18 protein-coding genes and 2 rRNA genes (1 of these 20 cut by a window edge) are annotated in these 17,073 nt (G+C 68.7%); 10 read left to right on the forward strand and 10 right to left on the reverse strand.

The features are described from left to right. Positions 1-1,686 (forward strand): 23S ribosomal RNA (locus A176_RS34855) (it extends 1,277 nt beyond the left edge of the window). A gap of 160 nt (positions 1,687-1,846) precedes the next feature. After that, positions 1,847-1,963 (forward strand): 5S ribosomal RNA (gene rrf, locus A176_RS34860). A 69-nt stretch (positions 1,964-2,032) separates the two neighbouring features. Here the strand turns inward: rrf and A176_RS34865 are convergent. After that, positions 2,033-2,182, reverse strand: a complete 150-nt coding sequence (locus A176_RS34865) for a hypothetical protein (protein ID WP_044889979.1) — start codon at positions 2,180-2,182, stop codon at positions 2,033-2,035. Between the two features lie 199 nt (positions 2,183-2,381). On the opposite strand from A176_RS34865, the gene A176_RS34870 reads away from it, so the two are divergent. Next, positions 2,382-2,828: a hypothetical protein gene (locus tag A176_RS34870; RefSeq protein ID WP_002640910.1), complete on the forward strand. Its 447-nt coding sequence runs from the start codon at positions 2,382-2,384 to the stop codon at positions 2,826-2,828. Positions 2,829-2,831: 3 nt separating this feature from the next. Here A176_RS34870 and A176_RS34875 read toward each other — a convergent pair whose 3' ends face one another. Then, a complete protein-coding gene (locus tag A176_RS34875; protein ID WP_002640911.1) occupies positions 2,832-3,032 on the reverse strand; it encodes a SlyX family protein in 201 nt (66 codons plus the stop codon). Between the two features lie 65 nt (positions 3,033-3,097). Between A176_RS34875 and A176_RS34880 the strand changes: the two genes are divergently transcribed. After that, positions 3,098-3,400, forward strand: a complete 303-nt coding sequence (locus A176_RS34880) for a hypothetical protein (protein ID WP_044889978.1) — start codon at positions 3,098-3,100, stop codon at positions 3,398-3,400. Positions 3,401-3,422: 22 nt separating this feature from the next. On the opposite strand, the gene A176_RS34885 is transcribed toward A176_RS34880, so the two are convergent. The 3 genes from A176_RS34885 to A176_RS34895 all read right to left on the reverse strand — a co-directional run bounded on the left by A176_RS34885 (position 3,423) and on the right by A176_RS34895 (position 5,311). Continuing rightward, a complete protein-coding gene (locus A176_RS34885) occupies positions 3,423-4,349 on the reverse strand; it encodes a tetratricopeptide repeat protein (RefSeq protein WP_044890032.1) in 927 nt (308 codons plus the stop codon). 86 nt (positions 4,350-4,435) lie between these two features. Next, positions 4,436-4,780, reverse strand: coding sequence for a putative signal transducing protein (locus tag A176_RS34890; protein ID WP_002640914.1), 345 nt, complete (start codon positions 4,778-4,780; stop codon positions 4,436-4,438). A 105-nt stretch (positions 4,781-4,885) separates the two neighbouring features. Next, positions 4,886-5,311: a hypothetical protein gene (locus A176_RS34895; protein ID WP_002640915.1), complete on the reverse strand. Its 426-nt coding sequence runs from the start codon at positions 5,309-5,311 to the stop codon at positions 4,886-4,888. A gap of 214 nt (positions 5,312-5,525) precedes the next feature. Between A176_RS34895 and A176_RS34900 the strand changes: the two genes are divergently transcribed. Continuing rightward, entirely contained in the window at positions 5,526-5,747 is a 222-nt protein-coding gene (locus A176_RS34900; RefSeq protein WP_002640916.1) for a hypothetical protein, read from the forward strand. 123 nt (positions 5,748-5,870) lie between these two features. On the opposite strand, the gene A176_RS34905 is transcribed toward A176_RS34900, so the two are convergent. The 3 genes from A176_RS34905 to A176_RS34915 are packed head-to-tail and all read right to left on the reverse strand — an operon-like array spanning position 5,871 to position 9,693. Continuing rightward, complete coding sequence (locus tag A176_RS34905) at positions 5,871-6,710, reverse strand: hypothetical protein (RefSeq protein WP_002640917.1); 840 nt, start codon at positions 6,708-6,710, stop codon at positions 5,871-5,873. Next, positions 6,707-7,465 (reverse strand): hypothetical protein, encoded by a 759-nt coding sequence (locus A176_RS34910; protein WP_021781249.1) that lies wholly within the window; start codon positions 7,463-7,465, stop codon positions 6,707-6,709. The genes A176_RS34905 and A176_RS34910 overlap by 4 nt, the downstream gene beginning before the upstream one ends. After that, positions 7,462-9,693 (reverse strand): TonB-dependent receptor, encoded by a 2,232-nt coding sequence (locus tag A176_RS34915; protein ID WP_193409821.1) that lies wholly within the window; start codon positions 9,691-9,693, stop codon positions 7,462-7,464. Before A176_RS34915 ends, A176_RS34910 begins: the two co-directional genes overlap by 4 nt. 243 nt (positions 9,694-9,936) lie before the next feature. Here A176_RS34915 and A176_RS39250 point away from each other — a divergent pair, with 243 nt between their 5' ends. The 4 genes from A176_RS39250 (at position 9,937) to A176_RS34930 (ending at position 14,508) form a co-directional block, all read left to right on the forward strand. Then, a complete protein-coding gene (locus A176_RS39250) occupies positions 9,937-10,416 on the forward strand; it encodes a hypothetical protein (protein WP_044889976.1) in 480 nt (159 codons plus the stop codon). Continuing rightward, positions 10,417-10,587, forward strand: a complete 171-nt coding sequence (locus A176_RS39480; RefSeq protein WP_193409822.1) for a hypothetical protein — start codon at positions 10,417-10,419, stop codon at positions 10,585-10,587. A 167-nt stretch (positions 10,588-10,754) separates the two neighbouring features. Beyond that, positions 10,755-12,452, forward strand: coding sequence for a glycerol-3-phosphate dehydrogenase (gene glpD / locus A176_RS34925; RefSeq protein WP_002640227.1), 1,698 nt, complete (start codon positions 10,755-10,757; stop codon positions 12,450-12,452). A 238-nt stretch (positions 12,453-12,690) separates the two neighbouring features. Continuing rightward, positions 12,691-14,508 carry a S8 family serine peptidase gene (locus A176_RS34930; protein ID WP_002640228.1) on the forward strand — a complete coding sequence of 606 codons (1,818 nt, stop codon included), beginning with the start codon at positions 12,691-12,693 and terminating at the stop codon, positions 14,506-14,508. A gap of 13 nt (positions 14,509-14,521) precedes the next feature. Here A176_RS34930 and A176_RS34935 read toward each other — a convergent pair whose 3' ends face one another. Beyond that, the gene (locus A176_RS34935) at positions 14,522-15,016 is read right to left on the reverse strand and encodes an anti-sigma factor family protein (RefSeq protein ID WP_002640229.1); all 495 of its coding nucleotides are present in this window, start codon (positions 15,014-15,016) and stop codon (positions 14,522-14,524) included. Then, positions 15,013-15,627 (reverse strand): RNA polymerase sigma factor, encoded by a 615-nt coding sequence (locus tag A176_RS34940; RefSeq protein ID WP_002640230.1) that lies wholly within the window; start codon positions 15,625-15,627, stop codon positions 15,013-15,015. The genes A176_RS34935 and A176_RS34940 overlap by 4 nt, the downstream gene beginning before the upstream one ends. A 166-nt stretch (positions 15,628-15,793) precedes the next feature. On the opposite strand from A176_RS34940, the gene A176_RS34945 reads away from it, so the two are divergent. After that, a complete protein-coding gene (locus A176_RS34945) occupies positions 15,794-17,059 on the forward strand; it encodes an acyltransferase family protein (RefSeq protein ID WP_044889975.1) in 1,266 nt (421 codons plus the stop codon). The last annotated feature ends 14 nt before the right edge of the window (positions 17,060-17,073 follow it).

A 17,073-nucleotide genomic window follows, 5' to 3' on the forward strand; every position in this document is an offset into this window, starting at 1 on the left:
CTGAAAAGGCGGCTGGAGCGGCTGGGAGTGCTGATGCCGAAATGAGTAGCGATAAAGGGGGTGAGAAACCCCCTCGCCGTAAGCCCAAGGTTTCCTGGGTCAAGTTAATCTTCCCAGGGTTAGTCGGAACCTAAGCCGAGGCCGAAAGGCGTAGGTGATGGAAAGCGGGTTAATATTCCTGCACCATCTTGTGAGCGTTGAACTAAGGGAGGACGGAGAAAGCTAGGCGAGCTGACCGGTGGTTGTGTCAGTCTAAAGGTGTAGGGGTGTCGCGTACGAATAAAGGCGCGGCAGCTATCCCCGAGACTCCATGGCGCCCCGTAAGGGGTAAGTCGCTGATGCTCTGCTTCCAAGAAAAGTCCCGTAGGGAGCTTACAGGGTGTCCGTACCGTAAACCGACACAGGTGGGCGAGGAGAAAATCCTAAGGCGCTTGAGAGAACTCTCCTCCAAGGAACTAGGCAAATTTCCACCGTAACTTCGGAAGAAGGTGGGCCTCTGGTAGGTGTAGGCGTACAGCCGAAGCTGAGAGAGGTTGCAGAGAAATGGCGGTAGCGACTGTTTACCAAAAACACAGGACTCTGCGAAGGCGACAAGCCGACGTATAGGGTCTGACTCCTGCCCGGTGCTGGAAGGTTAAGGGGATTCGTCAGCCGCAAGGTGAAGCGATGATCCGAAGCCCCAGTAAACGGCGGCCGTAACTATAACGGTCCTAAGGTAGCGAAATTCCTTGTCGGGTAAGTTCCGACCTGCACGAATGGAGTAACGACTTCCGCGCTGTCTCGGAGAGGGACTCAGCGAAATTGAAATAGCTGTGCCGATGCAGTTTACCCGCAGCAAGACGGAAAGACCCCGTGAACCTTTACTATAACTTGACAGTGACACTAGGGATTGACTGTGTAGGATAGGTGGGAGCCTTTGAAGCCGGGCCGCTAGGTTCGGTGGAGGCAACGGTGAAATACCACCCTGTTGATTTCTGGTGTCTAACCATGTCCCGTCAGCCGGGATTGGGACACTGTCTGGTGGGTAGTTTGACTGGGGCGGTCGCCTCCCAAAAAGTAACGGAGGCGCGCGATGGTTCCCTCAGCCCGATTGGAAACCGGGCGTCGAGTGCAATGGCATAAGGGAGCTTGACTGCGAGACGGACACGTCGAGCAGGTGCGAAAGCAGGTCATAGTGATCCGGTGGTCCTGAATGGAAGGGCCATCGCTCAACGGATAAAAGGTACTCCGGGGATAACAGGCTTATCTCCCCCAAGAGTTCACATCGACGGGGAGGTTTGGCACCTCGATGTCGGCTCATCGCATCCTGGGGCTGGAGCAGGTCCCAAGGGTTTGGCTGTTCGCCAATTAAAGCGGTACGCGAGCTGGGTTCAAAACGTCGTGAGACAGTTTGGTCCCTATCTGCTGTGGGCGTAGGATACTTGAGAGGCTCTGACCTTAGTACGAGAGGACCGGGTTGGAGGCACCGCTGGTGTACCAGTTGTCTCGCCAGAGGCATCGCTGGGTAGCCATGTGCCGATTGGATAACCGCTGAAAGCATCTAAGCGGGAAACCGACCTCAAGACCAGGTATCCCGGGCGCAAGCCCCTGAAGACCCGTCGAAGACTACGACGTTGATAGGCCGGGTGTGTAAGCGTGGTAACACGTTCAGCTAACCGGTACTAATTGGTCGTGAGGCTTACTTTCCCCATTCTCTTGCATGCCCCCTCAAGGGGAGTAAGGGACTCGGGGCCAAGGCCGAGGCTCGAGTGCGACGCGCACTCGCCTGGAAGACGTACCTACGCACAGCGAGACTTCGCTTGGTAGAAATTCGAAACTTACCCTTTGTATGCACTGTCGCTTGTTTTCCGGTGGCTATGTCGGAGGGGTCCCACCCGTTCCCATCCCGAACACGGAAGTTAAGCCCTCCAGAGCCGATGGTACTTCGCGGGAAACCGCGCGGGAGAGTAGGTCGCTGCCGGATTCTTTTTGAGAAACCCCTGGTGTCCCTCGTGGACACCGGGGGTTTTCCTTTTTGGGCCCTGGGGCTGTCTCAGCGCTGGCGCCGTCCGCGCAGCCAGCGCACGCCCCCGTAGGCCGCCGCCAGCACCGCAGCCAGCAGCACCAGGTGCTCGGCGCGCGCCGCCCCTTTCGCCACCGCATCCACGCTGTGCGAGAAGGCGTAGCCCAGCCCCACACTCATCCTGCGTTGTGATCTGCGGGCTGTCTTGAGCCACGTGATTGCAACGGCGTCCGTTGTGAGTCACTGCCTTCCGTTACGGCTGACCGTCGACAGTGCGATGGTTTGCGTCGTGTTCGTTTGAATCGCTGTGTGGCTGGCTTCATCGCGCGTGGCTTGCTTGAGTACAGACTCCCCCGTTGTGTTGAGAGGAGCCTCTCGAATGAAGCTGCTTCGTCCTTGCCTTGGCGCGCTGCTCGCGGCCGGCCTCTTCATCGTTCCCACGAACTCCGAGGCCGCGGGCGTCCGTGTTGGGCTTGGGGCTGACTATTGGATCGATACGAGCGCGGTCTTCAACTTCACCCTGGGCGTCGAGACTCCGCTCGCGGGTCCGCTCACCGTGGGCGCGCGCTTTGGCGCGATGATCATCACCCAGGGCAATGACATCGGCATCCCCCTGGACCTGGTGCTGCGCGCCAACCTGGCGAGGTCCGGGGTCTACATCGAAGGCCTGGTTGGCCCCTGGCTCGTCTTTGGCCGGGGCGACACGTTCCGCGCCCACGCGGCGTTCGGCTTCGGCCTGCAGGGCAAGGCCGCGAGCATTGGCCTCGAGGTGGGCTACCTGCAGCCCAATCCGACTGTCGGCTTGCGGCTCGGCTACCGGTTCTAAGCCTCAGTAGTGAGGTGGACGCTCGTCGTGCCGGGCGTCCACCAGTCCCGGTTCCGCCTCGAGCTTCTGCTTGAGGCGATCCACCTCGGCCCGCAGTTGGTCGATGACCTTCTGCTGCTCGTAAAGCACCCCGCTCAGCTCCTGCAGCAACTCCTGCTGGTGCATGTAGCGGATCTCCAGCTCGGCGATTCGCTTCTCGTCCATGGCCGGACACCCTTATCCCGCCGAGGTGGCTCACGTCCTCACCTCGTTGCGACTGTCTCGCTCCCATGAACGTCGACGAACACATCCAGCGTGCCCGTGAGCTTCTTGCTCGGAACCAGCCTGAAATGGCCGAGTCCGCGCTCAGTGATGCCATTGATGCCGCCGTCGGCGCCGAGGACATCATCCTGCTCACCCGGGCCCGCTTCGCCTTGGGCGAGCTCTTGTTTCAACAGGAGCGTGACGCGGAGGCGATGCCCTACCTTCAGGCCGTCGTTCGCACCGAACGGGTGGATGGGGCCGTGGACTCGGAGGTGAAGGCTTCCGCTCGGATGCTCCGCCAGATTCGCGGCATCGAGCCTCGCGAATAGCCCCACACAGGCCCTGGTGGGCTCAGGGGATGCTGCAGGACTGGCGAATCAGCTCGGGCTGTCCGGAGAAGCGTCGCTCCAGGTCCATTCGCGTCAGCCGGGCATCGTCGATTCGCTGCTCCTTGAGCTGAATCGCGCACAGGGCCGCGAGCGCCTTCGGGTCCGCCAGGGCCAACCGGTCCGCCCGGCGAAGCGCTTCCTCCGCGGCGTCCAGCCTGCCCAGCCGGTGCCAGGCGAGACCGAGCTCGAAGTGGCCCACGCTCAGCTTCGGGTCTTCCGCCACCGCCGCGCGAAACAGCTTCACGGCCTCCGCGTCACGGCCCTCCCGGCCGTGCACCCGGCCCTGCTCCACGAGGATTCGCGCGGGGGGAACATGTCCCTCCAGTTTCCGCAGGACGGCCAGGGCCTCATCGCCCCGCCTGGCCGCGCTCAGCATGCCCACGTAGCGCAGGCCAATCAGCGCGTCTTCCGGGGCCTTGCCATGCGCCTTCTCCAGGGAGTCCGCGGCGCCCGCCACGTCTCCCGACTTCTCCAAGAGCTCCGCTCGCAGGACGTCCGGTCGTGCATCCCCTGGCGCCAGTGACTCCGCGCGGGACAGGGCGGTTCTGACGCACCGGCTCATCCGCTCCACGTCGCAGATGCGCGCCAGCAGCAACTGGGTCTCGACTTCCTCCGGGCCGCGGCGCTCCGCTTCGAGCGCGAGGGCATGCGCTTCGTCCGGCGCACCGCCGAGAAGCAATGACGCGGCTTCGCGGAGCTCCGCGGTCGTCGCCTGGGCGTCGTCCTTCATGGGCCTCAGGAAGGCGACTCGCTGGGGCACGGTCGACATCGCGCGTGCGATGAAGAGTTGCTGTTCGGGTTCGGTCCTGGGCAGCAGCAGCAGCGGGACGAGGTGGATGACGACGGCCACGGTGCACACCACCAGCAGGCTTCGCCGTCCCCGGCGCATGCCGGGCTTTCGCACGCCCTCTGCTTCCTGCACTCCAGGTCTCCTCGTCGCGGCCCTTGCCGCCCCGCTTTCGTCGCCTGCTGCTACTACACCGCCTTCAACTTGGGACGTAGCCCCGAGGGCAGCTCCAGGCCGCAGCTCCAGCACAGTTCGAAGTTGCCCGGGTTCTCCTCCCGGCACCGGGGGCATTCCACCGACTGCTCGGCGTGCTCCTGGTTCTCCCGGAGCTCCGCCAGGAGGCTCTGGGCGTGCTCCAGGTCCTGGGGGGCGACCCACAGCTCAATCCAGGTCTCCGCGCTCGGTATCTCACCGCTCAGCGGCGCCAGGGCCTCGCCGCGGACCTTCACCGGTACGCCCATGGCCTCCAGCGCGCCCGCGAGCAGCCGCGCTTCTCCCACCGTGCGATGCACGGACAACTGCACCTGCTTCATGCCGCTGTCTTCACAGAAGCCGAGCTCGCCAGCAACCCTGACTCAGCGCCTGTTCACGCCCGGTCGATGGGCGGCCCACCGGGACGCACAGGCCTCCCCGCGACGCTACTGCTCCTCTTCGCGGAGCTGGTGCGGCAACACGGCGTGCGCGTGTCTGGGGGCTCGGGCGTGCAGCTCGGCCGTCAACAGGGCGTCCAGCTCGGACAGGAGGGCGTCGTAGAGCGGGCCCGCGCCCTGGGCGGGAAGCCGCTCGGCCGCCACGCGCACACGGGGCGACTCCTCGTCCTCGAAGGCCAGGGTCACCGCGAGTCCCTCCGGTCCCCCCGCCAGCGGAACCATCACCACGGGCACCGTGTCTTCGTTGGCCCGCTCGAGCAGCGGACCCAGGCGTTGAAGCTCGGCTGCCGTGAGGGCGCGCTCGCTCACGATGTCACCCTGCTCGAGGACCTTCAGGTGCCGCATGCCCTCCAGCCGGAGTGCCTGCGCGCCCGTGTTGGTCCGCCCACTGCGCTCGTACGTTACCGTCCTCACGCCCGAGTCACCTCCTGGGGCACGAGGTAGGCACCCTGGCTCGCCGCCGCATCCAGGCGGCCCTGCGTTCGCGACCGTCCTGTCCGCCCACGGGCGATGTCGTGTTCTTCCCGACACCGGACGAACCCCGCCGCACGAGTGTTCCCCCCTGGGGCACTTCCTAGGTTCGAGCATCCCCGGGCACTTTCGCCATGGGGATTCCCGAGGTCAGTCCATGAGCAAGGACAGCGGCAAGAACCAGAACGACCAGCGCGGCAACACCAAGAATCCGAACAACCCCGCGCACAAGGCGTCGCAGGACAACCGCTCCAACCAGATGAACCCGAACAGCCCTCGGCATCCGGGCAACGGCTCCAACGGGGGGAGCAACAACGGGAACAACCCGATGGGCGGAAACTCCTCCGGCAACTCCTCGGGCTCCTCGAACAAGGGCTGAGCTTTGAAGACCTTCCAGGCCAGGGGAGGGTCGGCCCCAGGCCTGGGTGGCCACGCTGGCGCGGTAGCCGGTGCGGATGACCGCGCTACCGCGCCAGCATGCTTTCTTCCGGGGTGACGTGCTTCAGCGCGCGCGGGGCTCGCACTCGCCCTCGCCGCGGAAGTGGCCCAGGTTGCGCGTCAGCGCGGTGACGAAGTCGCGCAGCGTCCGCACGTTGCCCACGCCCCCCGTGCCGTACTGGCCCGACGGCAGCTCCGTCAGGTCCACCGCCGCCAGCTCCTCCAGCGTCACTTCACCGTCCGGCCCCGCGATGCCGAGGTTGTCCGCGGCAGCCAGCGCGTCGAAGCGCATCCGCGCGTCCGGCGACTGCAGGTGGTCGAAGAAGAGGTGGTCGCCGTGGATGGTGAGCTGCACCGTCTCCTCGCCGTCCTTGGGCACCGTGACGCCCGCGCCCAGGCCCGGGGCCTCGCAGTGCTCGTAGACGGTGTTGGTGGTGAAGCCCCAGGCGAAGCGCTTGGTGGTGTCCCCCTTGGTCGCCGTGCCCTCCATGAAGACGGAGTAGCCGTTGTCCTTCATGCGCGTGACGTCCGCCGCGTCCGCGTTGCCCGCCACGGCGTTCGCGTTGGGTGCGATGGCGAAGCTCACGTGGTCCCATTCCTGTGCCGGCACATCCCGGAACGTCTCCACCGCCACGGGGCCGGGCTTCCGCACGTCGAACACCTTCGCCTGGCTCATGGTGGCGACCGTCTCATCGTGGTTGCCGACCTGCACTTCTCCGAGCACCACGAGGAACTTGCTGAACCGCACCGTCCAGCCGTCCACGATGCCGTCCTCGCCATTCACGGCGGCGGGGATTTCCTTCTCGATGTAGTCCTCGCCGTAGGTGGTGAACGTCACCGTGCCCGAGCTGTCACTGCACGCCATCAGTCCCAGGCACGAAAGCCCCAGCATCCACTTCTTCATTGCGCAGCTCCTTCCACCCACGTCACGACGTAGGCGGTGGTGTCTTCCACGCCACGCAGCAGGGCGTTCTGCGCCTGGCTGTCAGCGGGGAAGGTGTAGACGCCATCCGCGTCCGGGTCGGTCGCGGTGGCGAAGTCGATGCGGCCCAGCCACGTCGCCAGGTTCACGGCAATGCGCACGCGCCCCGGCTCCGTTCCCAAGGTCTTTTCGAAGCGCACACCTTCGATGGGCTTGGACAGGCTCGCCATTGCCTCGAAGCGCACCGTGTCCCCGCCCGTGTTGCGCGCCGTACCCCGCACGCGCATCCCGTGGCCGCTCAGGAGGCCCTGGGCATCCGTGGCCGAGGTGGGCGCCGGCAGCGTCAGCTCCATGGAGCCGTATTGGCCCGTCACCGCGTTGGCGTCGCCCAGTGTGGTGGCCGTGAGCAGGTCCACGGTGTGCGTGCTCAGCAGTTCGGCGAGCGCGTCTCCGGGGGAGTAGTGCCCCGGGTGTGCGTGAGCCGTGCCCCCGATGAGCGTGTACCAATGGAAGCGCCGGGCTTGCAGCGCGCGGCCTTCGAAGAAGCGCACGGGGCCCACCGAGAGATGCGCGGTGTCCACCGTCACCGTCCAGCCGCGCTCGTTGGTGGCGGTGATGGGCGTGGACGTCACCTCCACGGAGAAGGTGCGCCGCTCCGACTCGCTGCCACAGCCCCCCAGGGCCATGGACGCGGCGGCCAGTGTCAGCGCGCCGGTGAGCAGGTGTCTGCGATTCATAGGTGGACCTCCAGTGAGAGCGAGGCCATCCGAGGCGACCCCGCGGTGAAATGTCGTGCCGGGACGAGGCTGGCCGGGGCGCTCGGGTCGAAGCGCGAGCTGTAGACGAACTCGCCGTCCCGCCACCGCGCGTCGAGCAGGTTGGAGACTTCCAATCGCAGACCGAGCTCGCCCCTGCGCACCGCGACGTGCGCGTCCGCGAGGAACACCGTGGCGCTCCGTTCGTCGAAGGGCAGCGGACGCGGGCCGATGAAGGTGAGTCCCGTGCCCAGTGAGAGCGTCGTGCTGGCGCCGAGCCAGGACCAGCCCGGCTGGCCGTCCCAACCCACGTCCGCTCGCGCGACGAAGGGCGCGAAGTAGGGCAGCAGCGTGTCCGAGGACCGCACGTAGGCATGCGCGAGCGTGGCGCTCACGGATGCGACGAGCCCCGGCAGCGGGCGCGCCTGGAGCGCGGCGGAGACACCCGAGCGGAGCGTCTCGCCCGTGTAGACGGTGGTGCCCACCGTGTGGTCGAAGAAGAAGTCGTTGTCCACCTGCGAGCCGAAGAGGCTGAGCTGCAGGGCCCAGCGCTCGCCGTCCTTGCGCGAGCCCACCTCGGCGCTTCGGATGGAGACGAAAGGGGCTCGCTCGCCCTCGGAGAGGCCGCGGGCCTGGGGCGAGCGGAAACCGTCTCCGTAGCTGGCGAACAGCCGCCAGGCGTCCGCGGTGTCTCCCATCGCGTACTCGAGGCCCGCCTTCGTGCCCAGGTGGACGCCGAACGCGCTGCGCGCGTAACCCTGGCCGTCGTAGTGGCGCGGATCCCGGAAGGCGAGCGCGTCGAAGACCTCCACGCCGAGCGCGTCCGCGCGGCCTCCCAGTCGGAAGGACCAGCGGCCCAGCGGCAGCCGCGCTTCCGCCCAGCCCCACACGTCCGTCTGGGTGAACTTCGCGTCGATTTCGTCCGAGAAGAAGGTGCCGTCGGATTCGCGGTAGCGCCGCTGCGTCTGCTCCACGCTGTCGCTCCGCGCGCCCAGGCCCAGCTCCAGCGCCACCGGGCGGCCGAGGATGTTCACCGAGCGGCGGTGCTCGGCGCGGGCGCCCAGCGTGGTGCCGTTGTTCGTCTGCTCCAGGCCGTCTCCACGCACGTCCACGCGAAAGCCCGTGAAGTTGTTGCGCAGGCGCAGGTCCGAAAGGACGCCGAAGACCTCCAGCTTGGTGCGCCCGTTGCCCGTGCGGGGCAGCTCCACGCCGAGGAGGAGTTGATGCCGCGAGACGGAGCCCCCCTGCCGGCCCAGCGCCGCGGAGAAGAAGTCCTCACGGCCCGCGAGCAGGTCGTCCTCGCGCACCACGCCCGGTGAGTCGAAGCGCGTCACGTAGCTGCCGCCGAGCGCGCGCACCGTCACGCCGTTCCCGAGCGATGTGGTGGCCTGGGCGAGCAGGGAGGCTCGGCCGTAGCCGCGCTGCGCGCCGAAGCCTCGGCCCTCGCCCAGCTCCACCGCGGCGAAGGTGCCCGCGTCCTCTCCGGGCCGCACCGTGGCGACGAGTCGCCGCTGGCCGTACTGGCCCACCGTGCCCAGGAGGTGGACGCCGGGCTCCGCGACCCCCAGCTCCATGCGGACCGTGCCCGCGACGGCGAAGTCACCCTGGGATGCCCGATAGGAGCCCTCGGTGACTTCGAGCGACTGCACGACCTCGGGGATGACGAAGTTGATGTCCGCGTACCCGAGCGCGTGGATGTGGCTGACCTCGTTCACCGGCAGGCCACCGACGTCGAGCTCCACGTCCTGGCCGTGAAGCGCGTCGAAGCCTCGGAGGAAGAGCTGCTGGGCCTTGCCCTCGCCGCTGTGCTGCGAGGCGACGAGTCCCGGGACGGCGCGCAGGAGGTCCACGGCGTTGCGTCTCGGCGCTGCGTCCAGGATGTCCCGGCCGAGTGTCACCTCGGACGCTGTCTGGGCGGGACGCGCGCCACGCACCACCGTGGCCTTCTCGGGGGCGTCTTCGGCGGGGGCGGGCTCGGTGGGTGGGGGTGGGGTGTTGGTGTTCGCAGGTTCGGGTGCAGGTGCCTGGTCTTGCCCCACTCGCGGGGCGGTGCTTTCGGCACGGTTCGTTCGCGGGTCTGCTTCGGCCTCGACATGCTCGGAGCGCACGGGCACGCCCTCCGTTCCCTCCTGCGGTGAGGGCGCGGCGGCCAGGACGAGGACACACGAGGACAGTGCGGTAGCGAGAAGCACGGGCACGTACGGACACACGGCGGCGCGGGCCTCGCGCCTTGGCGTCGCGTTCGCGCGGACTTCGCGCGCTTCGCTTGACGCGTGGGTGCGTGGCCCCACCGGCAGGCAGGGGAGGTTCAGGCTGAGGGGATGGAGCGCACGCGCCTCCGCGCGTGCTGCCACGCTCGGGATGCCGCGACCCTTGGTGTTATTGCAGCGCGGCTATGGGCCTTGCGGCATCGCGGTGGGGCGCACCGCGGAGCCGAGGATTCGCGAGGGGCCGTGACGGACTTCGGCCCGCCACGACACCGCGCGCACCAGCGGCAGCTTCAGGGCCGCCCAGGTCAGGGCGACTGCTTGCAGGTGCTCCACCGAGCCTGTCAGGTGCTCGTGGCCTTCCTGTTGATCATCTGGCTCCACCGGGGCGCCGTGGCCCGCGTGGGGGGCTCCCCCCGTATGCCGGGTGGCCTCATCAATGTGTCGGTGGGTGTGCTCGCGGGCGGCGTCGTCACGCCGGTGCGCCTGGGCGCGGGCCGTGTCCCCATGGCGGTGCCCAGGCGCGCGGGCGGTGTCGTCACGCAGGCCCGCGTGCGCGCGGGCGGTGTCCCCATGGCGGTGCCCATGCGCACGGGCGGTGTCGTCACGCGGGTGGGCGTGCTCGCGGGCCGTGTCTCCATGGCGGTGCCCCTGCGCACGGGCGGTGCCGTCACGCGGGTGTGCGTGCGCGCCGGTTCCCTGGAACTCACCCCGGGGGGCATGTGAATGCGGCCTTCCGTGGGCATGGGCATGGAGGTGATGGCCGCCCCCGCCGTGCTCCACCACCGCGTGCAGCACCGGCGCCACGACGAGCCCGTACACCAGGACCATCAGTCCCAGGCACGCCAGGTCGCGTCGGTCGTGGGGGTTCAGCAAGGCCGTGGAGCCCCCGGGTGAGGGGAGGGGTCGGCCGCCTCCTATCTGTCTTCATCCGGACGCGCAAGGCGCCGTCCCCCCTCGGGTGAACACCCTTCCCGGCCTGGAGGACGCCTTCCATGTAGTGCGCTTGACGCGGCGCATTGGTTTGGGCTGCCGACGACGCCCAACGTCGCTACACTTATGCGGTGCGTTCCGAATCTGTCGCGCTCACCCGTGTCGTCCCCGAGGCCGAAGTGCCTCCCCCTCCGTCGCGCGCCGCGCGCCTGCGAACCCTGGCCACCGAGGACTTCGATGTCCTCATCATCGGTGGCGGCGTCACGGGGGCGGGCTCGGCGCGGGATGCCGCGCTCCGGGGCCTCAAGGTGGCGCTCGTCGAGCGAGAAGACTTCGCCAGCGGCACCTCCAGCCGGTCCTCGCGCCTCATCCACGGCGGCCTGCGCTACCTGGAGCACGGCCACCTGGGCCTCGTCTTCGAGTCCAGCATCGAGCGTCAGCGCCTGCTGCGGCTCGCCCCGCATCTGGTGCGGCCGCTCGCCTTCATCTGGCCCGTGTACGCGGGCGCCCGCGTGCCCCGCTGGAAGCTCAACGCGGGCCTCATGCTCTACGACGCCCTGTCGCTGTTCCGGAACGTGAAGGGCTACCGGCGGCTCAACGCCCGTCAGGTCCACGCGGCCGAACCGGGCCTGCGCACCGAGCACCTCAAGGGCGGCGCCCGCTACTACGACGCCGCCACCGACGACGCGCGCCTCACGCTGGCCAACGCCGTGGGCGCCTCCGAGGCGGGCGCCACCGTGCTCAACCACGCGTCCGTGAAGGGGCTCGTGCTCGAAGGCGGCCAGGTGCGTGGCGCCACGGTGCTGGACCACCTCACGGGTGAGGAGGTCACCGTGCGGGCCCGCGCCATCGTCAACGCCACGGGCCCCTGGAGCGACGAGATTCGCAGGCTGGACGCGCCCGATGGCACGAGCCCCGCGGTGCGTGGCAGCAAGGGCGTGCACCTCGCCGTGCCGCGCGCGCGGCTCAATCACCGGGATGCCTTCACGCTGCTGTCCCCGAAGGACGGCCGGGTGATGTTCGTGCTGCCCGCGGACAACTTCACCATCATTGGCACCACGGAAACGTCCACGCGCGCGCACCCCGCGGAGGTCCGCGCCAGCGAGTCGGACGTGGCCTATCTGCTGGAGTCCGCCAACGCCTTCTTCCCGGAGGCGCACCTCACCCGTGAGGACGTGGTGAGCGCCTGGGCCGGAATCCGTCCGCTCGTGGCCAGCGGCTATCACGGCGCGCAGGCCGACGCGGGCAGCGCCAGCCGGGAGCACGCCATCGACGTGAGCCCGTCCGGGGTCCTGGCCATCAGCGGCGGCAAGCTCACCACCTACCGCGTGATGGCGCGCGACGTGGTGGACGCGGTGGAGCGCCGCCTGGGGATTCCACGCCGCCGCTCTCCCACGGAGTCGCTGCCGCTCCCCGGGGGTGACATCCGCAACCTGGACGCCGAGTTCGCCGCGGCCCGCGTCGAAATCGGAGACGAGGCCACGGCCCACCACCTGGTGCGGGCCTATGGCAGTCGCTGGCGCCGGGTGTGGGCGTTGACCTTCGAGGACACGGCGTTGGCCCGGCCGCTCGCGGAGGGGCTGCCCTACCGAGCGGCCGAGGCCGCCTGGGGTGTCACCCACGAGCTGGTGCATTCGCTGTCCGACCTGCTCATCCGCCGCCTCAAGGTGGCCTTCGAGACGCGCGACCAGGGCCATGCCGCCGCGCGCGTGGCGGCGGAAGTCATGGCGCCCCGGCTGGGCTGGGACGCCGCGGAGACGCAGCGGCAGTTGGATGTCTACGCCGCCGATGCGCTCCGCATCTTCGGGGTGGACCCCGCCGAGGCGTGAAGGGGCGGACGCTCCGTCAGGGGAGCGTCCGCTGGTCCACGTGTCCACCGCACGCCTGCATGCCCTCCCCGTCGTGCCCCGAACAGGGGCTTGAGCGGCTGGCTCGCGGCCGTGGTTAACTTGCGCTCCGGGAACGGAAGCAGGTGTCCTCCCGTTCATGCGCGTCCCTCGAAATCCATCAGTCGCGCCGTGCTGTACGACGGGCGTCTTGCTGGACGGGACACTCAAGGAGCGTGAAATGAAGCGTTTCGTCTGGCTGGGTCTGGTCGGAGGGCTGGTGGCGTGCGGCTCGGATTCCAACGTGGAGCCCCAGGCGTGCCCGGGCACCGCGGGGATGGTCCTGCCCCCGGCGACAATGGCGTCCGCCTACCAGGGCGAGGCGGCTCCTCCGGCGGACGGCACGGAGGCGGTCATCATCACCTTCCGGCAGCGCGTGTTCGCCACGGCCAAGGCGAACACGGACGCCTTCGCGGAGGACGTGACGCGCGCCGGTGGCCAGGTGAAGCAGCGCATCCCCTCGCTGAACATGGTGTCCGCCCGCGTGTCGCCGCAGATGCGCGAGGCGCTCGCCCGGAACCCGGATGTCGTGTCCGTGTCTCCCGACCGGGAGGTGCGCGCGCTCGGCATGATGCAGCGGCCGATGTCGCCGCAGGCGTGGCTGGGCGCGGAGCCGAAGCCGGAGCCCAATCGGCAAGGCTCCGTGGGTGAGTACACCCAGGGCTTGAAGATGGTGAAGGCCGACAAAATCTGGGACGCCAACGCCGACGGCATCCTGGATGAAGGCCGCCCCACGGGCACGGGCATCAAGGTGTGTGTCGTCGACAGCGGCTGGGACAACCGTCACCCGGAGCTGAAGGCCGCCTTCATCGGGGGCAAGGACTTCATCCACGGGTCCGCCAACGCCCTGGCGCTGGACGCGCGCGTGGACTCGCAGGGCAACGTGGTGGTGTGGGGCGGCGGGCATGGCACGCACACGGCGGCCACCATCGCCGCGCAGCTCGGCGCGGGCGGGAAGGTGCGGCTGGGGGATGACCCCAACGGCACCGTGGGCGTGGCCCCCACCGCATCCCTGCTGGTGGCCCGCGTGCTGAACGAGACGGGCACGGGCAGCACCACCAACGTCATCACCGCGCTCGAGTGGTGCCAGGAGCAGGGGGCGAACATCGTGTCGCTGTCGCTCGGCGCCGCTTCGAAGAATGCGGCCGAGGAGCTGGCCTTCGATACGGCCAAGGCGAATGGCGTGCTGACCATCGCGGCGACGGGCAACTCGGGTGGAGCGCAGGTGTCGTTTCCGGCCGGCTATGCCTCCGTCGTCGGCGTGGGCGCGGTGAACTTCGCCGGTGAGTGGGCCGCCTTCTCCCAGTACGGCGACGGCACGAACCTGGTGGGCCCTGGCGTGGGCGTGTTGAGCGCGACCATCGTCGGCGGCGCACCCTACGGTGAGGTGGACGCGAACGGTCAGCAGTTCGCCTCCAACCCCCTGGAGTACTCGGCGCTGGGCACGTACTCGGGGCGGCTGGTGGACTGCGGCCTGGGCGCGAGCGTCACCGACTGCGGGGAGGGCGCCACCTGCGAGGGCTTCCTCGCGTACGTGGACCGGGGCGGCGGCATCCTGTTCGAGGAGAAGGTGCGCAACGCCATCCGCGCGGGCGCGAAGGCCGTCATCATTGGCAACCACACCGCGGACGAGGGCGCGGGCAACTTCACGCTCAACGCGCCCTCCGAGCGCTGGGTGCCCACGGTCTCCGTGTCCCTGGAGTCGGCCAACGTCCTGCGCGGGATGATTGGAACGCAGGTGGCCCTGGACGTCTCCGGCCTGGACTACGCGCTGCAGACGGGCACCTCCATGGCGACGCCGCACGTGTCCGGCGTGGCGGCCCTGGTGTGGAGCTTGGATCCGCAGCGGCTGACCTCCGAGCAGGTGCGCTCCGCGCTGATCGACACGGCGGATGACCTGGGCCCCACCGGCTGGGACCAGAACTACGGCAGCGGCCTGGTGAACGCGGAGAAGGCCGTGGACTTCGCCGAGCGGCTGCTGACGCCGCCGGCGCCCTGAGCGCACGGGCGCATCAGCGCAGGGGCAGGAAGGGCGTGGCCACGAGGCACGCCCCCACCCGCGCCTCCAGCGCCGCCACGGCTTCCCGGGAGGGGTCGTCACACCAGTCGACGGGCCGGGCGATGCTGACGAGCGCGTCGCCAGGGCTCCAGGGCTCGTCGACGCTGGGGATGCGCGTCATCTGAATCGTGCTGAGGCCGATGAAGGCCACCACGGCCGTGGCGGCGCTCAGCATCCGTCCCCAGTGCATCCACCCCGCATGTCGAGGCTCGGGCGGTGGCGGCGCCTGTTTCTGGAGCCGGGCCTCCAGCGCGGCGAAGTCCAGCGCGGGCCTTGCCGGCATCCGCTGGGCGCGTTGGGCCATCCAGCCCCGTTCGGCTCGCAGCCAGGTGAGCGCGTGCTGGCAGGCGGTGCAGCCGCTGATGTGCGCGCGGACCCGCGTGGCGTCCTCCGACGCGAGCTCGTTGGCCAGCAGGGCATCCAGTTCGGATTCGCGACAGGCGCTCATGGGCGGCCTCCGACGTGCGCGGCCAGTTGTTCGCGAAGCTGGAGCCGCGCGCGGTGGATTTCGTTCTTCACCTTCTGAATCGACCAACCCATCACCGACGCAATCTCCTCATAGGGAAGGCCATGGTCGATGCGCAGCAGCAGCGCCGCGCGCCGGTCCTCCCGCAGCGTCCCGAGCGCGCCCGCCAGCAGCCCTTCCAGCTCCCGGTCCAGGAGCAGGTCCTCCGGCGTGGGCGTGGGCAGCACCGCGTCCACATGGCGGGCGTGGACGTCATCGTCCACGTCCACATGGACGCCGCGTTGCCGCAGGGACTCCAGGTACACGTGGCGCGCGATGCCCAGGAGCCACGCGCCGAGCCGGTCCTCGTCGCGCAGCGCCCCGAGCCGCGCATGGGCCCGGACGAAGGTCTCCTGCGTGGCCTCGTCCGCCGCGGCGTCGTCGCGCATCAAATCCCGGAGGAAGCGCCACACCCCCGTGGCATGCCGTTCGAACAGCCGCCGGAAGGCCGCGGGGTCCCCCGTGCGCGCCTGGCGCAGCAGCGTCCGCTCCCGGTCCGTGTCGGACGGGGGCGCACCTGCCAGCACCATTTTCATCGCGGAAAGGAGTGCCACGGCACGAAGGTGTCACGAGCCGCCGGGAAGTTTCACGGACGCCCGCGCTTTTCGCGTGCCTGGCTGCCTGGTGGCGGGACTGACACCCCGCTGGCGTCTCCGCAATCCCACGCACGCCCGGTGGTGGTCTTGTTGGATGACAGTCGTTGTTGGTAAGAGCTTTTCCATGTCCTTGAACTCTGGCCGTGTGGATGCTCCCGCGGCGCACGCTCCGCGCCTGCAGGGTCACCTGCCGGTGCTGGACGGCGTGCGAGGTCTCGCCGTCCTGCTGGTGGTGTTCTTCCACACGACGCACCTGAGCGACCAGAGCGTGGCGGGGCGCGTGACGTGGTGGCTGGCCGGGGCTGGATGGACGGGCGTGGACCTGTTCTTCGTCCTCTCCGGCTTCCTCATCACCGGCATCCTGTGGGAGGCGAAGGGACAGCCGTACTTCTTCCGCAACTTCTACATGCGCCGCTTCCTGCGCATCTTCCCGCTCTACTACCTGGCGCTCGCGGTGTCGTTCCTGGTGCTGCCGTCGCTGGCGGGCCGGCTGGGCCTGGATGAGCGCATCACCACCGACGGCGCCACCTGGTACCTGCTGTACCTCTCCAACTTCTACCAGCTCTGGGTGGACACGACGCACCCCATCCTCGGCGTGGTGTGGTCGCTGGCCATCGAGGAGCAGTTCTACATCGTCTGGCCCTTTCTGATCGCCGCGGTGTCCTACCGGGGCGCCATCCGGCTGTGCCTGGGCACCATCGCCATGGCCATCCTGGTGCGGGTGGGGCTCACGCTGTACGGCGCCAGCCTGGAAAGCACGTACGTGGTGACGTTCTGCCGCGTGGACTCGCTGGCCATGGGCGGCCTGCTGGCCATGGCGCTGCGCCACCCGGAAGGCCTGGGGCTGAAGGCCTTCCCCTGGATGCGTTGGGCCGCGTGGGCGTCCGTGCCGGTGGTGCTGGCCCTGGTGGTGCTGCCCGTGGGCCCCATGTTCGAGCTGGTGAAGCGCACGGGGGGCTACACCGCCATCGCCGTCATCTACGCGGTGGGTGTGTACAAGGCGGTGGCCGTGCCCAAGGGCCACCTCGTGCACCGGCTGCTCACGACGCGGCTGCTGCTCACCTTCGGCAAGTACAGCTACGCCATCTACCTCATCCACTCGCCGCTGGACGCCATCCTGCGGCGCACGGTGCTGAAGACACCGCTGAAGACGGTGGCGGGCACGGACTTCCCGATGCAGGTGGTGTTCTACGTGGTGGCCGCCGGGCTCTCGTTGGCGCTCGCGCTGGTGAGCTGGAACCTCTTCGAGAAGCACATGCTGAAGCTCAAGGACTACTTCCCCTACGGCAAGCCCCCCGCGCCCGTGCCTGCCACGGCGTCATTGCCGGTGGCGGCGTCCGCGTCCTTGCCGGAGAGTGAGCGGACAGAGCCGCCCGCCCGAGTGGCGTGACGCTCTCGCTCGGC

This window comes from Myxococcus hansupus (assembly GCF_000280925.3).
GTDB classification, from domain to species: Bacteria; Myxococcota; Myxococcia; order Myxococcales; family Myxococcaceae; genus Myxococcus; species Myxococcus hansupus.

Coding starts and splice junctions, on each gene's coding strand:
- A176_RS34885 (WP_044890032.1), bottom strand. CDS start 4,349: ATGCGCCGGGGACGGCGAAGCCTGCTGGTGGTGTGCACCGTGGCCGTC.
- A176_RS34930 (WP_002640228.1), top strand. CDS start 12,691: ATGAAGCGTTTCGTCTGGCTGGGTCTGGTCGGAGGGCTGGTGGCGTGC.
- A176_RS34935 (WP_002640229.1), bottom strand. CDS start 15,016: ATGAGCGCCTGTCGCGAATCCGAACTGGATGCCCTGCTGGCCAACGAG.
- A176_RS34865 (WP_044889979.1), bottom strand. CDS start 2,182: ATGAGTGTGGGGCTGGGCTACGCCTTCTCGCACAGCGTGGATGCGGTG.
- A176_RS34900 (WP_002640916.1), top strand. CDS start 5,526: ATGAGCAAGGACAGCGGCAAGAACCAGAACGACCAGCGCGGCAACACC.
- A176_RS39480 (WP_193409822.1), top strand. CDS start 10,417: ATGCGGCCTTCCGTGGGCATGGGCATGGAGGTGATGGCCGCCCCCGCC.
- A176_RS34910 (WP_021781249.1), bottom strand. CDS start 7,465: ATGAATCGCAGACACCTGCTCACCGGCGCGCTGACACTGGCCGCCGCG.
- A176_RS34875 (WP_002640911.1), bottom strand. CDS start 3,032: ATGGACGAGAAGCGAATCGCCGAGCTGGAGATCCGCTACATGCACCAG.
- A176_RS34870 (WP_002640910.1), top strand. CDS start 2,382: ATGAAGCTGCTTCGTCCTTGCCTTGGCGCGCTGCTCGCGGCCGGCCTC.
- A176_RS34890 (WP_002640914.1), bottom strand. CDS start 4,780: ATGAAGCAGGTGCAGTTGTCCGTGCATCGCACGGTGGGAGAAGCGCGG.
- A176_RS34880 (WP_044889978.1), top strand. CDS start 3,098: ATGAACGTCGACGAACACATCCAGCGTGCCCGTGAGCTTCTTGCTCGG.
- A176_RS34905 (WP_002640917.1), bottom strand. CDS start 6,710: ATGAAGAAGTGGATGCTGGGGCTTTCGTGCCTGGGACTGATGGCGTGC.
- A176_RS34945 (WP_044889975.1), top strand. CDS start 15,794: ATGTCCTTGAACTCTGGCCGTGTGGATGCTCCCGCGGCGCACGCTCCG.